Raw genomic sequence first — 25,631 nt, 5'->3', positions numbered from 1 at the left:
CATGCCCGGACGTCGCGGAGCCGCGGGATCGACCCTGGTCATCGGCGAGGCGCTCATCGACATCGTTCGGTCACCGGACGGGTCGGGCGCCGAGCACGTGGGAGGCAGCCCCCTCAACGTGGCCGTCGGCCTCGCCCGACTGGACCACTCCGTCTCCCTGGCCACGCACATCGGTCGCGACCGGTACGGCGCTGCGATCGGAGCGCACCTCTCCGACGCCGGGGTGACCCTGGTCCCCGGCAGCGACCGGGCCGAGGACACCCCGGTCGCGACCGCCACCATCGACGACCACGGTCAGGCCGAGTACGACTTCGAGGTCACCTGGCGGGTGCCGGAGCTGCCCCAGCGGACCGGTCACCTGCACACCGGGTCGTACGGGGCCCTGATGCGCCCGGGCGGGCTCGACGTGCTCGCAGCCATGGACGGTGGACGGCAGGCCGGCACGGTCTCCTACGACCCCAACATCCGCCCTTCTCTGGTGCCCGACCACGACCGGGCCGTTGACGAGGTCGAGCGACGCGTCGCCGTCAGCAACGTCGTCAAGGCCAGCGACGCCGACCTCGAGTGGCTCGCCGGCCGGCCACTCGACGAGGACGATCTCGCCGAGTGGTTGCACACCTGGCGGGACCTCGGGCCGTCACTGGCCGTGTGCACCCGGGGCGAGCACGGCGCTCTGGCCGTACTGCCCTCCGGCCGACTGGTCTCCCTGCCCGGTGCGTCCGTGCAGGTCGTCAGCACCGTGGGCGCCGGGGACTCCTTCATGTCCGGTCTGCTCTCCGGGTTGCTCGATGCCGGCCTCCTCGGCGGCCCCGGGGCCCGTGCACGGCTGCGCAAGGCCCGCGGTCGCACTCTCGTGCCTGCCATCCGACGCGGCATCGACGCCTCCGCCGTGACGGTCACCCGCGTCGGGGCCCAACCGCCCAGCCGCGCCGAGCTGGGCATCGGCCCCGCTCGCTGACGGACGATCCCCTCCTCCGCCACTGCTCGGGCTTGCGCGACCGAGTGGGCCACCCCTTCGCGGAGGTGGCTGTCAGGCGTGGGCCTCCGCCTCACGCTCCCGGGCGCGACGGAGCGCACGCTGGCGGTCCTCCTCGGACTGGCGAGCGATCTCCGCAGCGGCCTCGTCGTCGCGGGTGAGGCAGTCCCCCGACTCCGGGTCGAAGACGTGCATGAGCGCCGGGTTGAAGACGAAGTGGCCGACGTCCCCCTCCCGCACCCGCGAGCGCGGGTCGAGGTTGACGACCATCTGGGTGCGCATGCCCTCGCCGTCGAGATCCTTGTCCAACTCGTCGAGCTTGGCCTTGACGTTGCCCTCGACCTCGAAGGGGACGTAGGCGTACTGCTCGTTGCCCAGCCACTCGGTCTGGTCGATGACCGCGTCGAAACGCACGCCGTCGGTCGTGGCGTCGCCGAGATCGGCGTCCTTGATGTGCTCGGGCCGGATGCCGACGATGAGCAGGTCCTGACCGGAGAGCCGCTCCTTGGTCATCGCGGGCAGTGGTGCGGAGCAGAACGGCAGCACCAGCTCGTCACCCTGCACCTCCGCCGGCATGAAGTTCATCGGAGGTGTGCCGATGAAGCCGGCGACGAAGAGATTGACCGGCTGGTCGTAGAGCTCCCGCGGGCTCGCGACCTGCTGCAGCACGCCCTTCTTCAGCACCGAGACCCGGTCGCCCAGGGTGAGTGCCTCCGTCTGGTCGTGGGTGACGTAGATCGTCGTCGTGCCCAGTCGTCGCTGCATCCGTGCGATCTCGGTGCGCATCTGGCCGCGCAGCTTCGCGTCGAGGTTGGACAACGGCTCGTCGAAGAGGAAGGCGTCCGCATCACGCACGATCGCCCGCCCCATCGCCACGCGCTGACGCTGGCCACCGGAGAGGTTGCTCGGCTTGCGCTGGAGGTGCTCGTCCAGCTCGAGCAGGGCGCTGGCGTTGTTGACCTTCTCCTTGATCTCGCTCTCGGGGTGCTTGCCCTTGGCCAGGCGAAGGGGGAAGGCGATGTTCTCGAAGACGGTCAGGTGCGGGTACAAGGCGTAGTTCTGGAAGACCATCGACAGGTTGCGGTCCTTCGGCGAGAGGTCATTGACCCGCTTGCCGCCGATGTGCAGGTCGCCGCTGGTGATGTCCTCGAGCCCGACGACCATCCGCAGCAGGGTCGACTTCCCGGAGCCGGACGGGCCGACGAAGATCATGAACTCGCCGTCCTTGATGTCCAGGCTCACGTCGTTGATTGCGGGGAAGCCGTCGCCGTACTTCTTCACGAGGTTGTTCAAGGTGATCTCAGCCATGGGATTCTCCTGTTTCGAAAGGCGGGGGTCAGCCCTTGACGGCGCCCGAGGTCAGGCCGGCGACGATGCGGCGCTGGAAGAGCAGGACGAGGATGACCACCGGTATGGTCACGACGACCGAGGCCGCCATGATCGCGCCCGTCGGCTGCTCGAACTGGCTCGCCCCGGTGAAGAAGGCGAGCGCGGCAGGGACCGTGCGCGCCCGGTCCGAGGTGAGCGAGATCGCGAAGACGAAGTCGTTCCACGCGATGAAGAAGGTGATGATCGCCGTGGTGAAGACCCCCGGGGCGGCGAGCGGGATGATCACCTTGCGGAAGGCCTGCCAGCTCGACGCGCCGTCGACCTGCGCGGCCTGCTCCATCTCCCACGGGATCTGCTGGAAGAAGGCCGACATCGTCCAGATGGACAGCGGCAGGGTGAGCGCGAGGTAGGGGATGACCAGACCGGGGATGGTGTCGAAGAGCCCGGTCCTGCTCCAGATCTCGAACAGCGGGGTGACCATCGCGACCACCGGGAAGAAGCTGACCGCGAGCGCGGTCACCAGGATCATCTTCTTGCCCTTGAACTCCAGCCGGGAGATCGCGTAGGCGCAGAACATCGCGAGGACGACCGAGATCAGGGTGGCGAGCAGGCAGACGATGAGCGAGTTGCGCAGCGCCGGCATGAACAGCTCGCTCGCGCCGCCGCTGAAGATCAGCTCGTAGTTCTCCAGCGTCGGGTCCTTGGGCCAGAAGTTGCCCAGGAGGCTCGCATCCGGGTCAGCGAGCATGTCGGCGCTCTTCAGCGACAGCGACAGCATCCACAGCAGCGGGACCGCGGTCCAGAGCATGATCGGGACGGCCAGGACGCTCCAGATGCCGGTTCCCTTGGCCGACTGCTTCATGTCAGCCCCTCCCTTCCGCGAGGTCCACCTTGAACGCCTTGACGAAGACCGCCGCGATGACCAGCACGCAGAGGAAGAGGATCACCGACAGCGCGGATCCCAATCCGATCTCCGTGCGGTCGATCGTCTGGCGGTAGATGAGCATCGACAAGGAGCTCGTGTCGTTGGCGCCACCGGTCATGATGAAGATGTTGTCGAAGATGCGGAACGCGTCGAGGGTGCGGAAGAGCAGCGCGACCATGACGGCAGCCTTCATGCTCGGCAGGATGACCTTGATCAGCACCTGCAGCCACGACGCCCCGTCGACCTTGGCCGCCTCCTCCATCGAGGTGTCGACCTGCGCCAAGCCTGCGAGGAGGAGCAGGGACATGAAGGGCGTCGTCTTCCAGATCTCCGAGAGGGAGATGACGAAGAGCGAGGACCAGAAGCCACCGAACCAGTTGTAGTTCGCGTCGATCCCGGGCATCCACTGGATCCACTGGTTGACGAAGCCGGTCCCGGTGCTGAAGGCGTACAACCACGTGAAGCCGGAGACGACCGTGATGATCGAGTACGGGATGAGGACCAACGTGCGCAGCGTGCGCCGTGGCAGCACGATCCGGTGCATCACCAGGGCGATGATGAAGCCGAGGACGAGCTCGACGACCACGGTGATGATCGTGACGAGGACGGTCATCCACATCGCCGACCAGAAGACCTGGTCGGTGAAGGAGACGAGGTAGTTGTTCAGGCCGACGAAGCGGCGGTTGTCCGGATCGGTGAGCCGGTAGGCGAAGAAGCTGTTCCAGACGGCCTGGAGGATCGGGTACCCGGTGACCAGGACCATGACGATGAAGGCCGGCATCGCCAGCTTCCATCCCAGGCGCTGCTCGCTGCGGGAGCGGTCGGACAAGGGCGACTTCGCCCCCTTCGCCGCCTGAGTGGTGGGTGGTGTGGCACTCACAACAACGCATCTCCCTTCAGCACGGCGTGCAGGAGCGATTCGGCCTGCTGCGGCGTCGTGTCGGGATCGACCGACCCGGGTGGGCTGTAGACGCGCTGGATCCCCGAGGACACGTCACCGTAGTACTGCGTGAGCGGACGCGGACCCGAGTCGGCCAGCGAGGTGCGGATTTGGTCGGCCATCGGGAACTGCTCCCGGATCTCCGAGTCGTCGTACACCTCGGTCCGGGCCGCCGGGTTGCCGGTGCCGAGCATGTAGGTCGTCTGGCTCTCTGCAGAGGTGAGGCAGGCGACTGCCTCCCACGCGGCCTTCGGGTCGTCCGAGGCCGCGTTGACACCCATCTCGATGCCACCCAACGGCGGCTTGGACTCCTCACCCTGAACCGTCCGCGGATAGCGGGCCCAGGCCAGGTCGTCCATCCAGTCGACCTCGGCGCCCTTGAGCGCGGCGTAGACGTAGGGCCAGTTGAGCATGAAGCCGGCCTTCTCGTTCTGGAACATGTCCAGCGAGGTGGTCTCGTTGGTGGAACCGAGTGCCGGACCACCGACCTTGGCGTCCGCCAGCTTCTGGATCACGGCAGCCGCCTGCGTGCCGCCATCGGTGTCGAGCCCGAACTCCAGCTCCTCGCCCGGGGCTCCGGGGTTCTGCACGATGTGCTCACCGGCCCCCTCGACCAGGGCGTTGATCCAGACCATGTAGCCCTCGTAGCGGGAGGCCTGTACCCCGATCTCGGTGTCCACCTTCTTGGCCGCCTCGATCAGCTCGTCCCAGGTGATCGGCTCGCTCATGTCCAGCCCCGCCTCCTTGGCGACGGACTCGCGGTACCAGAGCAGCTGCGTGTTCGCCCAGAAGGGTGCCGCGTACATCGTGTCCTTCCAGTGCGCGTTGGTCACCGCCGGGGGGACCACACCCTCGGTGAACTCGGACTTCATGTCCGCCGGCACCTGCGCGAGGAACCCTGCCTCGGCGAACTCCGCGACGAAGACCGGGTCGATCGACATGATGTCGACGCCCTCGTCGCTCGAGGCGAGCCGGCGCAGCAGCTGCTGGCGCTGGTCGCTGGCACTGTTGGGCAGCATCTGGAAGTTGATCGTGTACGCACCGTCGGACGCGGCGGTGCACTCCTTGGCCAGTTGGACCTGGCCCCCACCCTCGGGGTCCGAACCGCCACCATCGGGGTTGATCCACCAGGTCAGCTGCGTGCCGCCGCTGGCGCTGCTGTCCCCACCGCAGGCCGACAGCCCGAGCGCAGCAGCGGTGCCGGCAGCCGCCACGAAGGCGATCCGGCCTCGTCGTCGTGTCACCACGTCGCTCCCTTCGTCCGCGGGGCGCGACGGGTCACTGAACGCCGCCTCCCACAGACCTTGTCTACACCGCAACCGTGGTCCATGACACACCAAGGGGCTCACGACTTCGTGTCGGGGTGATTTCATGATGAGCACGGCCCGGGCCCCGGGTGGGCACTGCGTGATCAAGGGCTCACGAACACCCACGTCGCCGGTCACCGGAGGCAGGGCTACTGTGCAAGGACGACGTAGAAAGGAATCTGATGCCCGCCTCCCCGTCCGCCCCCGAGGACTTCGCCGACCTGCTGTCGGCCAACCAGACCTTCTCCGAGCAGTTCGCGCTCAGCGGCTTCGACGGCATCGCGCACGCCGGTGTCGCCATCGTCACGTGCATGGACAGCCGGATCGACCCGCTGGGCATGCTCGGCCTCAAGCCCGGAGACGCCAAGATCTTCCGCAATCCCGGCGGACGCGTCACATCCGCCGCACTCGAGGCACTCGTCCTGGGCGTCCACCTGCTCAAGGTCGAGCGGATCCTCATCATCCCGCACACCCGGTGCGCCATGGGTAGTGCGACCGAGGACGAGTTCCGCGCCAAGGTCGGCGCGTCCGCTGGCCAGGACGCCTCGTGGCAGGGGTTCCATGTCGTGCGCGACCAGGTCGACGCACTGCGCCAGGATGTCGCCGGCGTACGGACCCACCCGCTCATCGGTGAGCGCGCCAAGGTCGGAGGCTTCGTCTACGACGTCGACACCGGCCTGCTCGACCAGAAGTTCTGAGCCGTCGACCCGCGTGACGGGGGTCACACGACCCCTGTCACGATGGGTCCATGACCACAGTCACGCCCCCCATCCCGACACCCGACGGCATCGCCGAGGCCTGGGCGAGCGAGCAGACGATCACCTGCCGCGACGAGCGCACCGGCCTGCGGGCGATCATCGCCATCGACGACACGACGCTGGGTCCGGGCTTCGGCGGAGTGCGCTACCGCGCCTATCCCACGACCGCCGCCGCCGCGCGGGAGGCACAGCGCCTCGCCGCCGCGATGACCCTCAAGCACGCCCTGGCCGAGCTGCCCTACGGCGGCGCGAAGTCCGTCGTCATGCTCGACGGCGAGGCCCCCGCCCCCGGGTCGCCCGAGCGCCGTGCACTCTTCGCCCGCTTCGGCGAGATGATCGCCCGCACCGGGGGCACGTACATCCCGGGCGTCGACATGGGCACCCTGCTGGAGGACATGCAGGCCATCCGTGATGATGGCGGCGCGCGCGCCTTCTGCGACGAGGTCAGCCCCTCCCCCTTCACCGCCCGGGGCGTGCACGCCGCCATGCGGTCCGCTGCGGTCCACCACCACGGCGAAGGGGGTCTTGCCGGGGCACACGTCGTCGTCCAGGGCGTCGGCAGCGTCGGCGCCGAGGTCGCCCGACTGGCCCACGCGGACGGGGCACGGGTGACCGTCGCCGACGTCGACACCGCCCGCGCCGGGGCGCTGGCCGACGAGCTGGGCGGCACCGCGATCGACGCGGAACAGGCACCCTTCCACCCCGCCGACGTCTTCTCGCCGTGCGCTGTCGCCCGCGTCGTCACCCGCGACACCATCGCCCGCATCCCCGCCCGGATCATCGTCGGAGCAGCCAACGACACCCTCGACGAGCCGGGGTGCGCCGAGGACCTGCGCGAGGCGGGCATCACCTTCGTCCCCGACTTCGTCGCCAACGCCGGCGGGGTCGTCCAGGTCCACGGCGGCGTCTCCGGCTGGAGCGACGAGGAGACCCTGGCCGCGGTCGACCGGATCGGAGAACGCGTCAGCGAACTCCTCACGACGGCGCAGACGCAGCAGATCACGCCGCTGGCCGCAGCCCTGCAGCGGGCATCCGCGGCCCTGGGGCGAGAGGTCGTCGCATGAGTGGCGCGGACGCGGTCCGTCGGTACTACGAGCGCGTGGACGCCGGGGACGTCGATGGGGTGCTGAACTGCTTCACCGACGACGCGATCTACCATCGGCCCGGTTACGCCCCGATGGTCGGGCGGGACTCACTCGCCGCCTTCTACGGCGGCGAGCGCGTCATCGCCGGTGGTCGGCACATCCTGGACGCCGTGCTCGTCGACGGTGACCAGGTCGCCGTCCGGGGCCGTTTCGAGGGCACGCTCAAGGACGGCAGCGCGGCGCGCGTCGGATTCTGCGACTTCTTCGTCCTCGACGAGCAGCACCGGGCGCTCACCAGGCACTCCTACTTCGACGTCCCGGCCGTCTGACCCGGCACGGCCCGGCCCCACCGGGCGCCGTCACATGGCCAGGCGCTCCCGGACGACGACGGACAGGCGGTCGGCCGTGGCGCGGGCACGTTCCTCCGTCGCGGCCTCGACCATGACCCGCACGACCGGTTCGGTGCCGGACTTGCGCAGCAGGACCCGCCCCTCACCGGCGAGCGAGGTCTCCTCGTCGGCCACGGCCGAGCGCACCCCCTCGTCACCCTCGACCCGGTTCTTGTCGACGTCCTTGACGTTGATCAGCACCTGCGGCATGCGGGTCATCGCCGCCGCGAGCTCGGTGAGCGACCGGCCGGTCTCGGCGACCCTGGCCGCGAGCATGAGGCCGGTGAGGACACCGTCGCCCGTCGTCGCGTGCTGGAGCATGATGACGTGACCGGACTGCTCCCCGCCGAGGGAGTAGCCGCCCCGGCGCATCTCCTCGAGGACGTAGCGGTCGCCCACCCCGGCCTGCTTGACGTGGATGCCGGCGGACTCCATGGCGCGGATGAGCCCGAGGTTGCTCATGACGGTCGCGACGAGGGTGTCCTCGGCGAGCTCGCCCTGCTCCTGGAGCGACAGGGCGAGGATCGCCATGATCTGGTCCCCGTCGATCGGCTCACCGCTCGCGTCGACCGCGAGGCATCGGTCCGCGTCGCCGTCGTGGGCGATGCCCAGGTGGGCGCCGTGCTCGACCACCGCGGCCTGCAGGCCCTCGAGGTGGGTCGAGCCGCAGCCGTCATTGATGTTCAGCCCGTCCGGGCGTGCGCCGATCGCGTGTACCTGCGCCCCGGCCAGGCGGAAGACCTCGGGCGAGACCTCGCTCGCGGCACCGTGCGCGGCGTCGATGACGATCGTCAGGCCCTTCAGGTCCGGCTCGACGGCATCGAGCAGGTGGCGGATGTACCGGGCACCGGCGTCGTCCATGAAGGTCACCCGGCCCACGTCGATGCCGACCGGACGTGCCGGCTCCAGGTCCATGGCCGCCTGGATGTCGTCCTCGACGGTGTCAGGGAGCTTGTGGCCACCAACGGCGAAGAACTTGATCCCGTTGTCCGGCATCGCGTTGTGGGAGGCGGAGAGCATGACGCCGAAGTCGGCGTGGACCTCACCGGTGAGGAAGGCGAGCGCCGGTGTCGGCACCACGCCCGCGTCCAGGACGTCGATGCCGCTGCTGGCCAGACCGGCCACGACGGCGGCGGAGAGGAACTCCCCCGAGGCCCGGGGGTCGCGTCCGACGACGGCGACCGGGCGCCGACCCTCCGTCCCCTCGGGGTCCCGCAGGACGCGGGCGGCCGCCTGGGCGAGCCGGAGGGCGAAGTCCGCGGTGATGGTCTCGCCGTTGGCGAGTCCGCGCACACCGTCGGTGCCGAAGAGTCGGGGCATGGTCGGGCAACCTTCCGTCGGGAACCGGTCCGGGATCAGGGTCTGTGGACGGCCTCCGTCACGATACCGGGCCGGGACGGCACACGCGGGCCGGGGCGACACGGGCGGGCCGGGCCGTGACGTGGTCGCGCCCGGGCCCGCCGGGCGAATCCGGCGTCCCGGCCGCGTCCCCGCGACCGTGTCATCCGACGACGACGAAGGGCGGTCCCCACCGGGTGGGGACCGCCCTTCGCTCGCCGGCTGCTGATCAGCGCTTGCTGTACTGCGGCGCCTTGCGGGCCTTCTTCAGACCGGCCTTCTTGCGCTCCGGGACGCGAGCATCCCGGGTGAGGTAACCGGCCTTCTTCAGGGTCGCGCGGTTCAGCTCGGGGTCGACCCCGTTGAGCGAGCGGGCGACGCCGAGACGGACGGCACCGGCCTGGCCGGAGGGGCCACCGCCGTGGACGCGCACCAGCACGTCGTAGGCACCGTCGAGCTCGAGCGCGGTGAGCGGCTCGTTGACGATCTGCTGGTGGACCTTGTTCGGGAAGTACTCCTCGAGCGGACGTCCGTTGACCTTCCACTCGCCGGTGCCCGGAACGATCCGGACGCGGGCGATGGCCTGCTTGCGGCGACCGGTACCGGCGCCGGGCGCGGACGCGGTCGGGCGGGCCACGGGCTCGGCGGCGGCGACCGGGCCGTCGGACTCGGAGGTGTAGGAGCTCAGCTCGGGCTCGTCGCCCTCGAGGACCTCGGTTGGGTTGTCGGTGGTGTCAGCCACGATAAATGCCTCTGATTCCTTCTCGGCAGCGCTTACTGCGCGACCTGCGAGATCGTGTAGGGGGTCGGCTGCTGGGCCGCGTGCGGGTGCTCGGCGCCGGCGTAGACCTTGAGCTTGCCCAGTTGCTCACGGCCGAGGCTGTTGCGCGGGAGCATGCCCCGCACCGCCTTCTCGACCGCGCGGGTCGGGTGCTTCTCCAGCATCTCGGTGTAGTTCATCGAGGACAAACCGCCCGGGTGACCCGAGTGGCGGTAGGCGCGCTTCTTCTCGGCCTTCGAGCCGGTCAGCGCGATCTTGTCCGCGTTGATGATGATGACGAAGTCGCCCATGTCCATGTGCGGGGCAAAGGTCGTCTTGTGCTTGCCGCGCAGCAGCGTGGCGGTCTGGCTCGCGAGGCGGCCGAGCACGACGTCGGTGGCGTCGATGATGTGCCACTGACGGGTGATCTCACCACCCTTGGGGGTGTACGTGCGCATGAGTGATGCCTTCTGCTCTCTCGTTGGTGCTCCGGCCCCCTCCGTCGGACGAAGGGGGTGACACCGCCGGCCACGTGGTGGCGGGGCGTCGCTGCACACCATTCTACGGACCGACGAAGTGCTCGGCGAAATCGCGCAAGCAGGCCCGAAACCCTTGATTCCATGGGCTTGGTGATGCTACCCATCCCACGACGACGACACCGTCCCCGATGATTGCACAATACTTGTGCAATCATCGGGGCATGGCTGATCACGACGACCTGGACACCTCGGGCACCGCGTCCCAGCCCCCGTCAGCCGCCTCGGCGCCGGCCGCGTGGCGGCTGCTGGCCCACCCCCTTCGCTCCCGGATCCTCGCCCACCTGCGGCTGCAGGGTGGGGCGACCGCCGCCGACCTCGCCCGTGCCCTGGGCAGCAACACGGGCGCGACGAGCTACCACTGCCGGGTGCTGGCGGACGCGGGACTGCTCGTCGACACCGGCCTGGGCGACGGGCGCTCGCGGGTGTGGGCCGCTGCGGTGGACGAGGACGACGGGGGCGTCGACACCTCGGTCGCGGTGAGCACGATCTCCGACGCCGACGAGCTGGCCGACGCCCTCTGGCTCGCCCACGACCACGTCGACCACCACACCCACCGGCTCCACGGGTGGATCGATGCCCAGGTCTCGTGGCCGATGGTCTGGCAGGAGGAGTGCGGCCTGGACGAGCAGGAGGTGCTCGTCGACGAGACCCAGCTGGCGGCCCTGCGCGCGGAGCTCGGCGCGGTGCTGGACCGCTACCGACGCCGGGGAGCCGGCACCCCCGGAGCCCGTCGGGTCACGGTCGCGGTTGGCCTGACCCCGCTGCCCCGCCGGGCCTGACGGCCCGGGACCTAGGCTGACCACCGTGAGTCCCCGACGCGAACGCCGCGAGCTGCCCCTGGCCCTGGGCATCGTCGTCCGGATCGTCATCGCACTCGCGATCCTCGCCGTGATCACCCACACCCTGGCGCGCCCCTTCGTCATCCCGTCCGGGTCGATGGAGCCGACGATCATGACCGGCGACCGGGTCGTGGCGCAGGTCGTCGGGGTCGACGGCAGCCGGCTGGAGCGCCGTGAGGTCATCGCCTTCGCGCACGGGCAGACCTGGGAGTCGGCGCGCATCGCGGAGCCTGATGCGCTCACGGACGCGGTGCGCACCGTCGGCGACGTCCTCGGCATCGGGCCGAGCCACCACGCGCACACCGTCAAGCGGGTCATCGGGCTTCCCGGCGAGACCGTCTCGTGCTGCGACGAGCAGGGCCGGCTCCTCGTGGACGGCCAGCCCCTCGACGAGCCGTACGTGGAGCACGAGATCCCCTTCGCTCCGGACGAGCAGGACTGCACGGACGGCGGACCGCTCTCGGCCCGCTGCCTGCCGGAGATCACCGTGCCCGAGGGTTCCTACCTCGTCATGGGCGACAACCGGTCCAACAGCGCAGACTCCGTCTCCGCGTGTCGCGGACGCACCGGCGACCAGGAGTGCGCCGCCCGCTTCGTGCGCGCCGACCAGGTCGTCGGCACGCTGTGGACGCGGTGGTGGCCGCTGCCCCCGGGGGACGCGCTGCGCGACTGACGGCTCACTCCTCCCGGCGGGCCCGCGTCCGGCTCGCACGCTCGGCGAGCTGCTCGGCGGGCGGGTAGGTCACCTCGACCAGCGTGAGCCCGTGGGCGGGCATGACCTTCACCCGGGGGTCGCGCACGCCCTCGGTGAGCACCTGCTCGGGCCACTGCGACCCCTGGTCCCCTGCGCCGACGGGCACGATCGCCCCGATGAGCGCCCGGACCATCGAGTGGCAGAAGGCATCGGCGAGGATGTCCGCCTCGAGCAACCCGTCCTCGCGACGCCGCCAGTCGTAGCGCAGCAGGGTGCGGGTCGTCGTCGCGCCCGCACGCTTCCTGCAGAACGCCGCGAAGTTTCGCAGCCCGAGCAGCCGGGCCGTGGCGGCGTTCATCGCGTCGACGTCCAGCGGGGTGCGCAGGGCGACCACCTCGCGACGGCGAAGGGGGTCCAGCCGCGCCGGGTCGTCGGAGAGAACGTATCGGTAGCGTCGGCTCGTCGCGGAGAATCGCGCGTCAAAGCCCTCAGGCGCCTCGACGGCGGAGCGGACGACGATGTCGCCGGGCAGGACGCCGCGCAACCGGGTGAGCAGGGTCGGCAGCAGGGGACGGTCGGCATTGCCGCGCACCCGGGCGAGGTCGCTCGGGTCCACGTCGAGGTGGACGACCTGCCCCAGGGCGTGCACGCCCGCGTCCGTGCGGCCGGCGACGGTGACCCTGATCGGCTCGGGCAGTCGCAGGATCCGCGTGATCGCCCCGGTCAGCTCGCCCTCGACCGTGCGGAGTCCGGGCTGCGCCGCCCAGCCGTGGAAGTCGGTGCCGTCGTAGGCGAGGTCGAGTCGCAGCCGCATGGCCGCCAGCGTAGGCGAGTCGCAGGACAGGGGCCCCGGACCCGACAGTGCGAGGAGCTCTGCGCTTCGACAGCACGACGAAGGGCGCCGCTCCCCGGTGGGGTGAGCGGCGCCCTTCGTCGTGCGGGGGTGGGTCCCGTCAGGCCTTGTCCTCGGACTCCGCCTCGGGGGCCTCGCCGGCCTCGGTGGTCTCCTCGGTCGGAGCCTCCTCGGTCACGGCCTCCTCTGCGGGGGCCTCGGCCGTGGCGGCCTCCTCTGCCGGGGCCTCGGCCGCGGCGGCCTCCTCGTCCTTGGCGGAGCGCTTGGTCGCACCCTCCGCCTCGGCGACGACGGCACGCTTCGGCTTGGCGTTGACCGGTTCGCGGACGAGCTCGATGACGCACATCGGAGCGTTGTCACCCTTGCGCGGGGCGATCTTGGTGATGCGGGTGTACCCGCCGGGGCGGTCGGCCACATCGGGCGCGATCTCGACGAAGAGGCGGTGGACGACGCCCTTGTCCTTCACGACCGTCATCACCTTGCGGCGCGCGGCGAGGTCGCCGCGCTTGGCGAAGGTGATCAGGCGCTCGGCGAGCGGACGCAGCCGCTTGGCCTTGGCCTGGGTCGTGGTGATCTGGTCGAACTCGAAGAGCGACGTGGCCAGGTTCGCCAGGATGAGGCGCTCATGGGCCGGGCCGCCCCCGATACGGGGACCCTTGGTCGGGGTGGGCATGGTGTTCTCCTTGGAGGTCCGACCTCACCGCGTACGGCGGTCAGGTCACGAATAACGGTGGGTCAGAGCTGCTCGTCCTCGGCGAACGAGGCGTCCTCGTCACCGGACTCGTCGTACTCGTCGTTGTAGCCGGGGACGGCAGTCGGGTCGAACCCGGGAGGGCTGTCCTTGAGCGCCAGATCCATCTCGTGCAGCTTCGCCTTGACCTCGTCGATCGACTTCGCGCCGAAGTTGCGGATGTCGAGCAGGTCGGCCTCGCTGCGCCCGACGAGCTCACCCACGGAGTGGATGCCCTCGCGCTTGAGGCAGTTGTAGGAACGGACGGTCAGGTCCAGGTCCTCGATCGGCAGCGCCATGTCGGCCGCGATCGCGGCGTCGGTCGGCGACGGGCCCATGTCGATGCCCTCGGCCTCGACGTTGAGCTCACGGGCCAACCCGAACAGCTCCACGAGAGTGCTACCGGCCGAGGCCAGCGCGTCCCGGGGAGCCATCGAGTGCTTCGTCTCGACGTCCACGACCAGCTTGTCGAAGTCGGTGCGCTGCTCGACACGGGTCGCCTCGACCTTGTAGGTCACGGCGAGCACCGGCGAGTAGATGGAGTCGACCGGGATGCGGCCGATCTCCTGGTCGGCGGACTTGTTCTGCTGGGCGGAGACGTACCCGCGACCGCGCTCGACGGTCAGCTCCATCTCGAGGGAGCCCTTGTCGTTGAGCGTGGCGATGTGCAGGTCCGGGTTGTGGACCTCGACACCGGCCGGCGGGTTGATGTCGGCAGCGGTGACCGCGCCGGCGCCGGACTTGCGCAGGTACATCACGACCGGCTCGTCGTTCTCGCTGGAGACGACGAGGGACTTGATGTTGAGGATGACCTCGGTGACGTCCTCCTTGACCCCGGGGATCGTGGAGAACTCGTGGAGCACGCCGTCGATCCGGATCGAGGTCAGGGAGGCACCCGGGATGCTCGAGAGCAGGGTGCGACGCAGGGAGTTGCCGATGGTGTAGCCGAAGCCGGGCTCGAGGGGCTCGATGACGAACCGCGAACGGTTGTCGGCGAGGACCTCCTCGCTGAGGTTCGGGCGCTGTGCGATGAGCACGGTGATCTTCCTTCCCACGGGCGACCGCTATATGACGCCTCGTGAAGGTGCCGGTCTGGTGGCCGGCGGCCGTCACGTCTCTGTCCGCGCGACGGGCCATCTCCCCCTTCGTCCTGCCCGCGTGGTTGAGCCGGGCAACCACGCGGGCAGTTCGAGGGGCATCCGGGGGCGCAGGCCGCCAGCGGCCGTGAGCCCCTGGACGTCAGTTCTTGGAGTAGAGCTCGACGATCAGCTGCTCGGTGAGCGGGATGTCGATCTGCTCGCGGGTCGGCTTCTGGTGCACGAGCACCTTCAGGCTCCCCGGGACGACGTGCAGCCACGCGGGGACCGGGCGCTCACCGAAGGTCTCGCGGGCGAGCTGGATCGGGAAGGCCTCGACCGACTGCTTGCGCACGGTGACGATGTCGTACTGCTCGACGCGCTGGCTGGGCACGTTGGTGCGCTTGCCGTTGACCTCGAAGTGGCCGTGGGTGACCAGCTGACGCGCCTGACGACGCGTGCGGGCGAGACCGGCGCGGTAGATGACGTTGTCGAGACGGGTCTCGAGGATCTGCAGCAGGTTGTGACCGGTCTGTCCGGGGCGGTTGGCCGCCTCCTTGTAGTACCGGAGGAACTGCTTCTCCATGACGCCGTAGGTGAAGCGGGCCTTCTGCTTCTCCTGCAGCTGGGTGAGGTACTCCTTCTCCTGGATCCGTCGACGGCCGTGCTGGCCGGGCGGGAAGGGACGGAGCTCGAAGTTCTTGTCGCCGCCGACGAGGTCGAGCTTGAGTCGACGGGACTTCTTGGTGATGGGGCCGGTGTAACGAGCCATGTGTTATCTAGTCTCCCGAATCTCTGCTGCTCAGACGCGACGGCGCTTGGGCGGGCGGACACCGTTGTGCGGGCTGGGCGTGACGTCCTGGATGGCGCCGACCTCGAGGCCGGTGGCGGTCAGGGAGCGGATGGCGGTCTCGCGACCGGACCCCGGGCCCTTGACGAAGACGTCGACCTTCTTCATGCCGTGCTCCATGGCGCGGCGGGCAGCGGCCTCGGCCGCCATCTGGGCGGCGTACGGGGTCGACTTGCGCGAGCCCTTGAAGCCGACCTGGCCGGCGGAGGCCCAGGAGATCACGGCACCGGTGGGGTCGGTGATCGAGATGATGGTGTTGTTGAACGTGCTCTTGATGTGGGCCTGGCCCACGGACACATTCTTCTTGACCTTGCGACGCACCTTGGTGGCGCGGGTCTTGGGGGGCATGTTTCTCCTACGAAGTGCTTCGGTGTGTGGTGCTCACCGCGCGTGGCAGCAGGGCCACGCGAACGGGTGAGGGATCAGGCCTTCTTCTTGCCTGCGACGGTGCGCTTGGGGCCCTTGCGGGTACGCGCGTTGGTCTTGGTGCGCTGACCGCGCACCGGGAGGCCACGGCGGTGGCGCAGACCCGCATAGGTGCCGATCTCCACCTTGCGGCGGATGTCGGCAGCGACCTCGCGGCGGAGGTCTCCCTCGAGCTGGACGTTCTCCTCGAGCCAGTCACGCAGGGCGACGAGCTGGTCGTCACCGAGGTCCTTCACGCGAGTGGCCGGGTCGATCTCGGTTGCCGCGACTGCCTTCTGCGCAGTCGTGCGGCCCACACCGAAGATGTAGGTCAGGGCGACCTCGACGCGCTTCTCGCGCGGGAGGTCGACTCCAACAAGACGTGCCATGTGATGGCTTCCTTATCTTCTGTTCGGAGGTCTGGTACACCACCAGTCCGGCGGGTGATCCCACGGACGATCGCGGGCCGCTCGGTCCCCGGCCTCCGAGCCGGGGGTGACATCCTGCCCGCGTGGCGGGACAGGGGCCGGGTGGTGCGTGCTTCTTCTTCCTGGCGTTGCTCGAGGATCTGGGCAAGTGCCCGGTTCCCCACCTCACCGGTCCTGGTGGACCGCGATCAGCCCTGGCGCTGCTTGTGGCGCAGGTTGTCGCAGATCACCATGACCCGGCCGTTGCGGCGGATCACCTTGCAGTTGTCGCAGATCTTCTTGACGCTCGGCTGAACCTTCATTGCCGTCTCGCATCTGTCTTGATCTGTCCCGCCCCCGGTACGTGGTGACGGGTCGTGCTCGTGGTGCCTCTCTCGTCGGCCACCGGCATGCGTGGCCGACTCGATCAGCGGTAGCGGAAGACGATACGGCCGCGGGTCAGGTCGTACGGGCTGAGCTCCACCACGACCTTGTCCTCGGGGAGGATCCGGATGTAGTGCTGCCGCATCTTGCCCGAGATGTGGGCGAGAACCTTGTGACCGTTCGTCAGCTCGACCCGAAAGTTCGCGTTCGGGAGCGCTTCGACGATCGTGCCCTCGACCTCGATGACACCGTCCTTCTTGGCCATACCCTCTCAATCCGTCTGTGGTCGTCCCCCGGTTGAGGTCGACCCTCGTCCGGTCACACCCGAGCCGTCTGCCCGCGCAGGCGGGAAGACAAGACAGATGTGACCGACAGTCAAGGATACGACACGCGCTCCCCCGCTGGGAAATCGCGAGGGCGCTGGGCGCGCAATCGACCTGCGACAACGACTAGCCTCTCCCCTCACCAAGAGGTACCGGCCGACATGACCGGCGCCACCACCCACCACGGGAAGGCCAGACGATGGACGCCTTGGCACGCAAGCTCCGACTGCGGACCCAGCCGACGATCTTCTTCGTCTCGGCGAGCCTGATGATCCTGTTCCTGGTCATCCTCCTCCTCTTCCCCGAGCCGCTGAACTCCACGTTCAGCACCGGCCGGGAGTGGATCGTCACGAACCTGGGGTGGTACTTCATCTTCGGCGTCACCGCGTGGGTGATCATCCTGCTGGGTGTCGCCATCAGCCCCTACGGACAGGTCCAGCTCGGCCGCAAGGACGAGCCGCCGCAATACAGCTTCCCGTCGTGGTTCGCGATGCTCTTCGCCGGTGGCATCGGCACCATCCTGATGTTCTGGGGCGTGGCCGAGCCGATCTCGCACTTCTCGAACCCACCGAAGGCCGGCGTGGAGCCGTACACCGTGGAGGCCGCCACGGACGGCATGAACTTCGCGCTCTACCACCTCAGCCTGCACACCTGGGCGATCTTCTGCCTGCCGGGCTTGGCCTTCGCCTACTTCATCCACCGCTACGAGCTGCCCGTTCGCGTCAGCTCGGTGTTCTACCCCTTCCTCAAGGACGGCATCTACGGTCCGATCGGCCGGGCCATCGACATCACCGCCATCCTCGGCACCCTCTTCGGCGTCGCGGTGTCCATCGGCCTGGGCACCTCGCAGATCGGCGCCGGGCTGGGTGAGCTCTTCGGCGTGGAGAACAGCACCACCCTGCAGGTCCTGATCATCGTCGTGCTCGAAGCGGTGGCCGTCACCTCGATCGTGCGGGGCATGGACAAGGGCGTGAAGCTCCTGTCCAACATCAACATCGCCATGGCGATCGGACTGATGATCTTCGTCTTCCTCACCGGCGGGATGACCCTCTTCCTGCTCCGTGAGCTCTTCGAGACCACGGGCAACTACGTCTCCGCGCTCCCCGAGCTGATGCTCTGGAACGACGCCCTCGCCAACGTCACCAAGGAGGACGGCTGGGGCTGGCAGGGCGGCTGGACCGTCTTCTACTGGGCCTGGACGGTCAGCTGGGCACCGTTCATGGGCATCTTCCTCGCCCGCATCTCCAAGGGGCGCACGGTGCGTGAGTTCGTCCTCGGCGTCCTCTTCGCGCCGACGATCTTCACCATCATCTGGTTCGTCGTCTTCGGGTGGTCGGCGATGCGGATCGACGGCATGGACGGCTCCGAGGGGCCGATCTCGGCGGCCGTCGCGGACTCCATCCCGCTGTCGATGTTCGCCTTCTTCGAGCAGTTCCCGCTCACGACGTTCATCCAGGGCTTCGCGGTGGTCATCGTCGCCATCTTCTTCGCGACGAGTTCCGACTCCGCGTCCTTGGTCGTCGACATGCTGTGCACCGGGGACGGCGAACCCGGCCCGACGCACCAGCGCGTCTTCTGGGGTGTCAGCGAGGGGGTCCTCGCGGCCCTGCTCATCGTCCTCGCCGGCGACGAGGGCCTCAATGCCCTGCAACAGGTGATCACCGTCATCGGTCTACCGATGTTCACCCTGATGTTCCTCGCCGGGATCAGCTTCCTCGTGGCACTGAAGAAGGAGAAGCTGCAGTTCGCCACCAGGGTCCGCGGGATCCCCGAGGAGGCCGTCTCAGCGGGCAAGGACGCGCTCGACCGTGGTGAGATCGGCTACGACCCCGAGGCGAACGGCCGCGGGCGCTCCGACTCGGGCACCGCGGATGCGGAGGTCGAGACGACGACCTCCCGCTGAACCGGTGCGCGGGAGGAGGGGTGAAGGCGCCCCTCCTCCCCGGCCGCATGTGGCACGCGATCCGGAACGTAGGCTCGGCCCATGATCCGGATCGCACTCGTCGGTGACCCAGCCTGGCCCACCGGCGATCTCGCACGCCGAGCACTGGCCGCCGTCCTCCCCGGAGCCCATGTCGGGATGCTGCCGCCCGGCGCCGATCCCTCGCCCGACCTGGACGGGCTGTGGCTCCTCCCCCCGCCGCTGACGTCGGACCCGACGGTCCACGACGCGACCACCGCGCGCGCCCTCGAGCTCGGCGTGCCGCTCGTCGGGCCCGTCGCGGGCGAAGGGGGCGCGACCCCCTCCGTGCAGGCGGTACCCGGCTCCCCGCTGGCCGGGCTCGTCGGGGAGACCCGGTTCGAACTGCCACAGACGGTCGCCGGAGGCCGGCCGGCTCGTGACTACGTCGACGCCCCCGGCACCGTGTGGTTTCCGCAGGCCCACCGGGGGGCGCAGCCGGCAACCGTGACGGCGGCGGGCGTCCCCTTCGTCACCCTCAGCGACTACCCGCTGGCCACCGATGCCGGGGTCCATCCGCTACTCGTGGCCTTCGCCTCGGCCGTGCGCGAACGAGCGGCCGCTCGTGTGCCGACGATGCGCGACCCCATGGGCGCACCGATGACGCCATCCGCACCCGCCCATCCGCGCACGAGGTCCGGTCGAGCCCTCCCCGACGACGAGCCGCGCAGCTACGTCCACCAGATGCGCACCAAGGGTTACCGCTGGTGGCGGCCGCTGCTCGCGCTGACCCTGGCCGTCGGTGTCTTCGTCTTCGAGCTGCTCGTGCTCACCATCGCGTGGTTGGTCGTCGACCCCGCCATGCGCGACCCCGATCTGAGTGTGACGGAGATCGACCTGACCGCGCCCGTGACGATGCTCATGGGCAACCTCATGCTGATCGCCCTCATCCCGGCCGCCCTCGTGGCGACCCGGCTGGGGCACTGGCGCCCGATGGGCAAGTTGCTGTCGGTGACCGGTCGGATCCGGTGGCGGTGGATGGGGCGGGCCAGTCTGGTCACCGTGGTCATCTGGGGGGCCTACATCGTCCTCGGATGGCTCCTGGACGGCGGGGAGGTCGGCGACCGCCCGGAGCACTGGCCATGGCTCATCGTCATCACCGTGCTGACCACGCCGCTGCAGGCCGCCGCCGAGGAGATCGCCTTCCGCGGCGGGCTGCTGCAGGGGGTGGGCGCCTGGATCAAGCGGCCCGTCCCCGCCCTGGTCACCGGCACGGTCCTGTCCACGGCGCTCTTCTCCCTCGCCCACGGCTCGCTGGACCCGTGGGTCCTGATGCAGCTGGGTTCCATGGCCGTGGCAACCTGCTACCTGACCTGGCGCACCGGTGGGCTGGAGGCGGCGATCGTGCTGCACACGGTCAACAACGTCGTGATCATCCTCCTGCTGACCCTCGTCGGCGGCCTCCAGGGTGCCTACATCACCGAGTCGTCGACCGGGGACGCCGCTGGGGGCGGCATCGGCGGTCTCGCCACGCTGCTCATGATGGCGATCCTGCTGTGGCAGGCGCGCCGCGCTGGTGTCGCGCCGAAGAAGATCGGCGCCCCGGCCACGGGGTGAGCAGCCACGCTTGCGCAGGAGCCCCAGCACGTGCGCACCGAAGCCGCACGGGCCCGAGCAGTTGCGCACCAAGGCCGCACGAGCCCAAGCAGTTGCGAACGAAAGCGCTCAGTCGCGCTCGGCGAGGTCGGCGGAGAAGGCCGCGATGATGCGCTCGGCGCCCTCGACCGCAGTCACCTGACCGGCGCGCACTCCGGGGGTGACCTCGGCGAGCAACTCGCGCACCCGGGATGAGTGCCGGACCGCATCACGCAGCTCGGCATCGACCATGGCCCACATCCACTCGCGCTGCTGCTCGGCGCGGCGGCCGTGCAGCGAGCCCTGCTCCTCCAGCCAGGCACGATGCCCCAGGACGGCGTCCCAGACGTCATCCAGCCCGTCACCCGTCTGGGCGCTGCAGGTGAGGACCGGGGGCCGGCGGGCGTGCGGGTCCGGGTTCATCAGGCGCATCGCGCCGGACAGCTCCCGTGCGGCGACGCGAGCGTCCCCGGCGTGCTCGCCGTCGGCCTTGTTGACCGCGATGACGTCGGCCATCTCGAGGATGCCGCGCTTGATCCCCTGCAGCTGGTCACCACCGCGGGCCAGCGCCAGCATGAGGAAGGTGTCGACCATCTCGGCGACGGCGACCTCGGACTGGCCGACACCGACCGTCTCGACGAGCACGACGTCGTGACCGGCAGCCTCGAGGACGAGCATCGACTCACGCGTCGCGCGGGCCACTCCACCCAGATGCGCCCCCGACGGCGACGGCCGCACGAAGGCGTCATCGCTGGCGGTGAGCTTGGCCATCCGGGTGCGGTCACCGAGCACCGAGCCGCCGGTGCGGGCGCTGCTCGGGTCGACGGCGACGACGGCGATGCGGTGCCCCTTCTCGATCAGCCGCGTGCCGAGCGCATCGATGAAGGTCGACTTGCCGGCACCCGGGATGCCCGAGACACCGACCCGCAACCCGTGACCGGTGTCGGGGGCGAGCTCGGCGAGCAGTGCCTTCGAGCGTTCCCGGTGGTCCGGGCGGGAGGACTCGACGAGCGTGATCGCCCGGGCGATGTGCGCCCGGGAGCGATCGCGCACTCCCGCCGCGAGGTCGGCGACCGACTCAGCCATGGGAGGCGGCGGCCCGCTCCCGCAGCTGGTCGACCAGCCCACCGGCGGCGTCGGCGATGACGGTGCCGGGCGGGTAGATGTCGTCGGCGCCGGCGGCACGCAGCTCGTCGAAGTCCTGCTTCGGGATGACCCCGCCGACGACGATCATCAGGTCCTGGCGACCGAGCTCGTCCAGCTCGGCTCGCAACGCCGGCACGAGGCTGAGGTGGCCCGCGGCGAGCGAGGACACACCGACGACGTGCACATCACCCTCGACCGCCTGGCGCGCCACCTCGGCGGGGGTCTGGAAGAGCGGGCCCACGTCGACGTCGAAGCCGAGGTCGGCGAAGGCCGTCGCGATGACCTTCTGGCCACGGTCGTGGCCGTCCTGGCCCATCTTGGCCACGAGGATGCGAGGGCGACGGCCCTCAGCCTGCTCGAAGTCCTCGACCTTGGCCTGGACCTCGTCGACGGCTCCGCCCGCCCCTGCTTCGTCCCGGTACACACCCGAGATCGTACGGATCTGCGCGGTGTAGCGCCCGAAGACCTCCTCCAGCGCGGAGGAGATCTCACCGACGGTGGCCTTGGCGCGCGCGGCGTCGATCGCCAGTGCGAGCAGGTTGGTCTCCATGGTGCCGCCGTCGGCCCCGGCCCCGCGGGTGAGCGCAGCGAGCGCGGCCTGCGTCTGCTCCTCGTCCCGCTCGGCCTTCAGCCGCTCGATCCCGGCGATCTGGGACGTGCGGACCGCGGCGTTGTCCACCTTGAGGATCTCGATGTCCTCGTCCTCGTCAGTCGGATACGTGTTGATCCCGATCAGCGGCTGCTGCCCGGAGTCGATGCGTGCCTGCGTGCGGGCGGCCGCCTCCTCGATGCGCATCTTCGGGATGCCGGCCTCGATGGCCTTGGCCATGCCGCCGGCCTTCTCCACCTCCTCGATGTGCGCGAGCGCGCGCTGGGCGAGGTCGTGGGTCAGGCGCTCGACGTAGGCACTGCCTCCCCACGGGTCGACGACCCGCGTCGTGCCCGACTCCTGCTGGAGCACCAGCTGGGTGTTGCGCGCGATCCGCGCGGAGAAGTCGGTCGGCAGCGCGATCGCCTCGTCGAGGGCGTTGGTGTGCAGGCTCTGGGTGTGTCCCTGGGTCGCGGCCATCGCCTCGACGCAGGTGCGTACGACGTTGTTGTAGACGTCCTGCGCGGTCAGGCTCCAGCCGGAGGTCTGCGAGTGCGTGCGCAGGGAGAGCGACTTCGGGTTCTCGGGACCGAAGTTCTCCTTGACCAGCCGCGCCCACAGCAGGCGGGCCGCCCGCAGCTTGGCGATCTCCATGTAGAAGTTCATGCCGATGGCCCAGAAGAAGGACAGTCGCGGCGCGAAGGCATCGACGTCGAGACCCGCCTGCTTGCCCGCCCGGATGTACTCGATGCCGTCGGCGAGGGTGTAGGCCAGCTCGAGGTCCTGCGTGGCCCCGGCCTCCTGCATGTGGTAGCCGGAGATGGAGATCGAGTTGAAGCGCGGCATCTTCGTGCTGGTGTAGGCGAAGATGTCGGAGATGATCCGCATCGAGGGCTGTGGCGGGTAGATGTAGGTGTTGCGGACCATGAACTCCTTGAGGATGTCGTTCTGGATGGTTCCGCTCAGCTGCTCCGGGCTCACCCCCTGCTCCTCGGCCGCGACGACGTAGAGCGCGAGGATCGGCAGCACCGCGCCGTTCATCGTCATCGACACGCTCATCCGGTCCAGTGGGATCCCGCTGAAGAGCGTGCGCATGTCGTAGATCGAGTCGATGGCCACTCCGGCCATGCCGACGTCTCCCGAGACGCGCGGGTGGTCGCTGTCGTACCCGCGGTGCGTCGCGAGGTCGAAGGCGACCGACAGGCCCTTCTGCCCGGCCGCGAGGTTGCGGCGGTAGAACGCGTTGGACTCCTCGGCGGTGGAGAAGCCGGCGTACTGCCGCACCGTCCACGGCTGGTTGACGTACATGGTCGGGTACGGGCCACGCAGGAAGGGTGCCTTGCCCGGGACCGTACGCAGGAAGTCCAGGTCGTCGGTGTCCTCCTCGGTGTACACCGGGGCGACCTCGATGTGCTCCGGGGTGGTCCAGCCGTCGGCGGCGCCCGGGGTGGCGTCGAGTGCCTCCTGCCAGCGCTGGCGCGCGTCGGCCGCCGGAGCGCCGTCGCCGAGCTCGACGGTGTCGAAGGTGGGGATGGTGTGCGCGTCGCTCATGCGTTTGCTCCTGCCTGTGGGGCGCCGAGGGAGTCACAAAGGCCGCCCAGGAAGGCGACGATGTCCATGCCCGCGACGATCTCGCCGTCGACGGTGGCGTCGGGCGCCTCGCTCGCGGGTCCGGCGAGGACGACCTGCTCGACGCCTGCGGCGCGCAGGGCCTGCACGGTGGGACCGGCCAGGCCGTCGTACCCCTTCCGTGAGGACGCGATCACGGCGACGCTCGCCCCCTTCGCCGACTCGACGGCCTCCGCGATGTCGTCAGCGGTGGCGACCTCGACCGTCTCGGGGCGGATGCCGGCCACACCGAGGAGGTTGGCGACGAAGCTGACCCGGGTGGTGTGCTCGCGCTGGGGACCGAGTGCGAGAACCGGCACGCAGACATCACCGGAGGCGGTGCGTGCCCGCAGGTCCTCGAAGACCTGCCCGTCACGTCGACGGGGCAGCCCCTCTGCGGTGATCTGCGCACGCGGGGCGCGCCGGAGGACTTCCTCCCCGGCCAGCGGGAAGGTCGAGGTGCCGGTCAGCGGTAGCTCACGGGTGGCCAGATCCGCTTCCCGCGCGGCGCGGGTCGTCGCCAGACGCTCGGCGATGACCCCGGACGCCAGGCCGGCGGCGGCGCCACCCGCGGCGTCGAGTTCACCGAACCAGGTCCACGCGGCGCGGGCGAGATCGTCGGTCAGTGCCTCGACGTAGTTGGAGCCGCCGGCCGGATCGGCGACCCGGGCGACGTTGGACTCCGCCGCGAGGATCGACTGCGTGTTGCGGGCAATTCTCCGGGAGAAGGGGGTCGGCAGGCCGAGCACGTGGTCGTACGGCAGGACGGTGATGGCGTCGGCTCCCCCGGCGGAGGCCGCGAGGCAGGCGATGGTGTCGCGCAGGAGGTTCACCCACGGGTCGGTGCGGGTCTGCATGCGCCAGGAGGTCACGGCGTGCACCCACCCACCGCGGTCGGCCTGAGGTACCTCGAGGACCTCGCCGACGCGGGCCCACGCCCGTCGCAACGCGCGCAGCTTGGCAATGGTGACGAACTGGTCCGCGGTCGCCGCGATGCGGAACTCGATCCGGCGGAAGGCCTCTGCGGCCGCGACGCCGGCATCGGTCAGGTGGCGCACGTAGTCCAGCGCCGTCGCCAGGGCGAGGGCGACCTCGTCCTGGGCGCTGGCGCCGGCGTCGTGGTGGACGCGGGTGTCGACGGTGATCGCGCGCACGCCGGTCCAGCGCTCGGTGCACGAGGCGACCGCGGCGGCGAGCGGGGCGAGGTCGGGTGCGCCGCCCACCACTGCGGCCATCCCGATCGGGTCGTGGCCCAGGCTGCCGCGCACGGTGGCCGGGTCGGCTCCCTTCGCCTCCCAGACGTCGACCAGCGCGGCCGCGGCGGCGGCCTGGTCCGTCCACGAGGAGACCGTCACCGGGGCGAGGTCGACCATGACATCACCCAGGACCTCGGCGACGTCGCCGGGGGCGATGCCGTCGTCGCCGACGTGCAGCCAGACGGCGCTGACGCCCCGCTCGAGGTCGTCGAGGACCGCCTTGCGGCTGGTGGCGGCATCCGGGTCGTCGTGCAGCTGGCACACGTGCCACGGCAGATCCGGGTCGCGCGGGCCCCGGCCACGGGTGAAGGGCATCGCGCCCGGCAGCCCCAGGCTGCGCTCCCGGGGCCAGTAGATCGGGTCGACCGCAACCCCACCGGGCAGCTCGCTCGTGAGGATCTCGACCGCGCCCGGCCCGTCGACCTTGGCGTCCTCGGCACGGGACTTGTTGACCACCTCGGCGGCCAGGTCGGCCCACGCGTGCGGATCGACCTGCGGGAAACCCGCGGCCAGGCTCAGGACGTCGTCAGCTCCGGAGGGAGGTTCAGGGGGGATGGTCATCCTCGAGGTGCTCCTCATCGACACGAGAC

General features: G+C 69.9%; 26 protein-coding genes. 8 read left to right on the top strand and 18 right to left on the bottom strand.

The annotated features are described in order from the left end of the window. Nucleotide 1: 1 nt before the first annotated feature. Entirely contained in the window at nt 2-958 is a 957-nt protein-coding gene (locus V1351_RS03030; protein WP_338750580.1) for a PfkB family carbohydrate kinase, read from the top strand. 72 nt (nt 959-1,030) lie between these two features. On the opposite strand, the gene V1351_RS03025 is transcribed toward V1351_RS03030, so the two are convergent. The 4 genes from V1351_RS03025 to V1351_RS03010 are packed head-to-tail and all read right to left on the bottom strand — an operon-like array spanning nt 1,031 to nt 5,414. Next, complete coding sequence (locus V1351_RS03025; RefSeq protein WP_338750579.1) at nt 1,031-2,284, bottom strand: ABC transporter ATP-binding protein; 1,254 nt, start codon at nt 2,282-2,284, stop codon at nt 1,031-1,033. Nucleotides 2,285-2,312: 28 nt separating this feature from the next. Then, on the bottom strand, nt 2,313-3,167 hold the full coding sequence (locus V1351_RS03020) for a carbohydrate ABC transporter permease (protein ID WP_338750578.1): 855 nt from the start codon (nt 3,165-3,167) through the stop codon (nt 2,313-2,315). Nucleotide 3,168: 1 nt separating this feature from the next. Then, nucleotides 3,169-4,110: a carbohydrate ABC transporter permease gene (locus V1351_RS03015; protein WP_422389002.1), complete on the bottom strand. Its 942-nt coding sequence runs from the start codon at nt 4,108-4,110 to the stop codon at nt 3,169-3,171. Beyond that, a complete protein-coding gene (locus V1351_RS03010) occupies nt 4,107-5,414 on the bottom strand; it encodes an extracellular solute-binding protein (protein ID WP_338750577.1) in 1,308 nt (435 codons plus the stop codon). Before V1351_RS03010 ends, V1351_RS03015 begins: the two co-directional genes overlap by 4 nt. 245 nt (nt 5,415-5,659) lie before the next feature. Between V1351_RS03010 and V1351_RS03005 the strand changes: the two genes are divergently transcribed. The 3 genes from V1351_RS03005 to V1351_RS02995 are packed head-to-tail and all read left to right on the top strand — an operon-like array spanning nt 5,660 to nt 7,649. Then, nucleotides 5,660-6,175, top strand: coding sequence for a beta-class carbonic anhydrase (locus V1351_RS03005; RefSeq protein ID WP_338750576.1), 516 nt, complete (start codon nt 5,660-5,662; stop codon nt 6,173-6,175). 50 nt (nt 6,176-6,225) lie between these two features. After that, a complete protein-coding gene (locus V1351_RS03000) occupies nt 6,226-7,299 on the top strand; it encodes a Glu/Leu/Phe/Val dehydrogenase dimerization domain-containing protein (RefSeq protein ID WP_338750575.1) in 1,074 nt (357 codons plus the stop codon). After that, a complete protein-coding gene (locus V1351_RS02995; protein WP_338750574.1) occupies nt 7,296-7,649 on the top strand; it encodes a nuclear transport factor 2 family protein in 354 nt (117 codons plus the stop codon). The genes V1351_RS03000 and V1351_RS02995 overlap by 4 nt, the downstream gene beginning before the upstream one ends. 30 nt (nt 7,650-7,679) lie before the next feature. On the opposite strand, the gene glmM is transcribed toward V1351_RS02995, so the two are convergent. The 3 genes from glmM to rplM all read right to left on the bottom strand — a co-directional run bounded on the left by glmM (nt 7,680) and on the right by rplM (nt 10,265). Further along, nucleotides 7,680-9,029 (bottom strand): phosphoglucosamine mutase, encoded by a 1,350-nt coding sequence (glmM, locus tag V1351_RS02990; protein ID WP_338750573.1) that lies wholly within the window; start codon nt 9,027-9,029, stop codon nt 7,680-7,682. 247 nt (nt 9,030-9,276) lie between these two features. Beyond that, nucleotides 9,277-9,789, bottom strand: a complete 513-nt coding sequence (rpsI, locus tag V1351_RS02985) for a 30S ribosomal protein S9 (protein WP_338750572.1) — start codon at nt 9,787-9,789, stop codon at nt 9,277-9,279. 32 nt (nt 9,790-9,821) lie between these two features. Continuing rightward, complete coding sequence (gene rplM / locus V1351_RS02980; protein ID WP_338750571.1) at nt 9,822-10,265, bottom strand: 50S ribosomal protein L13; 444 nt, start codon at nt 10,263-10,265, stop codon at nt 9,822-9,824. 242 nt (nt 10,266-10,507) lie between these two features. Here rplM and V1351_RS02975 point away from each other — a divergent pair, with 242 nt between their 5' ends. Continuing rightward, complete coding sequence (locus V1351_RS02975; RefSeq protein WP_338750570.1) at nt 10,508-11,125, top strand: ArsR/SmtB family transcription factor; 618 nt, start codon at nt 10,508-10,510, stop codon at nt 11,123-11,125. Between the two features lie 25 nt (nt 11,126-11,150). Beyond that, nucleotides 11,151-11,858 (top strand): signal peptidase I, encoded by a 708-nt coding sequence (gene lepB / locus V1351_RS02970; RefSeq protein WP_338750569.1) that lies wholly within the window; start codon nt 11,151-11,153, stop codon nt 11,856-11,858. Nucleotides 11,859-11,862: 4 nt separating this feature from the next. Here the strand turns inward: lepB and truA are convergent, their stop codons facing one another. From truA to infA, 8 genes are all read right to left on the bottom strand, one after another. Then, nucleotides 11,863-12,693 (bottom strand): tRNA pseudouridine(38-40) synthase TruA, encoded by an 831-nt coding sequence (gene truA, locus V1351_RS02965; protein ID WP_338750568.1) that lies wholly within the window; start codon nt 12,691-12,693, stop codon nt 11,863-11,865. Between the two features lie 139 nt (nt 12,694-12,832). Continuing rightward, a complete protein-coding gene (gene rplQ / locus V1351_RS02960; protein WP_338750567.1) occupies nt 12,833-13,405 on the bottom strand; it encodes a 50S ribosomal protein L17 in 573 nt (190 codons plus the stop codon). A 62-nt stretch (nt 13,406-13,467) separates the two neighbouring features. Further along, nucleotides 13,468-14,499 (bottom strand): DNA-directed RNA polymerase subunit alpha, encoded by a 1,032-nt coding sequence (locus V1351_RS02955; RefSeq protein WP_338750566.1) that lies wholly within the window; start codon nt 14,497-14,499, stop codon nt 13,468-13,470. Nucleotides 14,500-14,701: 202 nt separating this feature from the next. Continuing rightward, on the bottom strand, nt 14,702-15,310 hold the full coding sequence (gene rpsD, locus V1351_RS02950) for a 30S ribosomal protein S4 (RefSeq protein ID WP_338750564.1): 609 nt from the start codon (nt 15,308-15,310) through the stop codon (nt 14,702-14,704). 30 nt (nt 15,311-15,340) lie between these two features. Beyond that, nucleotides 15,341-15,736: a 30S ribosomal protein S11 gene (rpsK, locus tag V1351_RS02945; protein ID WP_185990514.1), complete on the bottom strand. Its 396-nt coding sequence runs from the start codon at nt 15,734-15,736 to the stop codon at nt 15,341-15,343. Nucleotides 15,737-15,810: 74 nt separating this feature from the next. Continuing rightward, on the bottom strand, nt 15,811-16,182 hold the full coding sequence (gene rpsM / locus V1351_RS02940) for a 30S ribosomal protein S13 (RefSeq protein WP_338750561.1): 372 nt from the start codon (nt 16,180-16,182) through the stop codon (nt 15,811-15,813). 227 nt (nt 16,183-16,409) lie between these two features. After that, the gene (gene rpmJ / locus V1351_RS02935; RefSeq protein ID WP_338750559.1) at nt 16,410-16,523 is read right to left on the bottom strand and encodes a 50S ribosomal protein L36; all 114 of its coding nucleotides are present in this window, start codon (nt 16,521-16,523) and stop codon (nt 16,410-16,412) included. Nucleotides 16,524-16,627: 104 nt separating this feature from the next. Then, nucleotides 16,628-16,849, bottom strand: a complete 222-nt coding sequence (gene infA / locus V1351_RS02930) for a translation initiation factor IF-1 (protein ID WP_068249711.1) — start codon at nt 16,847-16,849, stop codon at nt 16,628-16,630. Nucleotides 16,850-17,106: 257 nt separating this feature from the next. On the opposite strand from infA, the gene V1351_RS02925 reads away from it, so the two are divergent. Both V1351_RS02925 and V1351_RS02920 read left to right on the top strand, forming a co-directional pair. Next, nucleotides 17,107-18,810 carry a BCCT family transporter gene (locus V1351_RS02925; RefSeq protein WP_338750553.1) on the top strand — a complete coding sequence of 568 codons (1,704 nt, stop codon included), beginning with the start codon at nt 17,107-17,109 and terminating at the stop codon, nt 18,808-18,810. Between the two features lie 81 nt (nt 18,811-18,891). After that, nucleotides 18,892-20,424, top strand: a complete 1,533-nt coding sequence (locus tag V1351_RS02920; protein WP_338750551.1) for a CPBP family intramembrane glutamic endopeptidase — start codon at nt 18,892-18,894, stop codon at nt 20,422-20,424. Between the two features lie 108 nt (nt 20,425-20,532). On the opposite strand, the gene meaB is transcribed toward V1351_RS02920, so the two are convergent. The 3 genes from meaB to V1351_RS02905 are packed head-to-tail and all read right to left on the bottom strand — an operon-like array spanning nt 20,533 to nt 25,602. After that, entirely contained in the window at nt 20,533-21,528 is a 996-nt protein-coding gene (meaB, locus tag V1351_RS02915; RefSeq protein WP_338750549.1) for a methylmalonyl Co-A mutase-associated GTPase MeaB, read from the bottom strand. Beyond that, the gene (gene scpA, locus V1351_RS02910) at nt 21,521-23,728 is read right to left on the bottom strand and encodes a methylmalonyl-CoA mutase (RefSeq protein ID WP_338750547.1); all 2,208 of its coding nucleotides are present in this window, start codon (nt 23,726-23,728) and stop codon (nt 21,521-21,523) included. The genes meaB and scpA overlap by 8 nt, the downstream gene beginning before the upstream one ends. Next, nucleotides 23,725-25,602: a methylmalonyl-CoA mutase subunit beta gene (locus V1351_RS02905; protein WP_338750545.1), complete on the bottom strand. Its 1,878-nt coding sequence runs from the start codon at nt 25,600-25,602 to the stop codon at nt 23,725-23,727. Before V1351_RS02905 ends, scpA begins: the two co-directional genes overlap by 4 nt. Nucleotides 25,603-25,631 lie beyond the last annotated feature (29 nt).

It is taken from the genome of Janibacter sp. A1S7, assembly GCF_037198315.1.
GTDB lineage: Bacteria > Actinomycetota > Actinomycetes > Actinomycetales > Dermatophilaceae > Janibacter > Janibacter alittae.
Note: the sequence above shows the minus strand (reverse complement) of the source record. Positions and strands in the feature narration are given on the sequence as shown.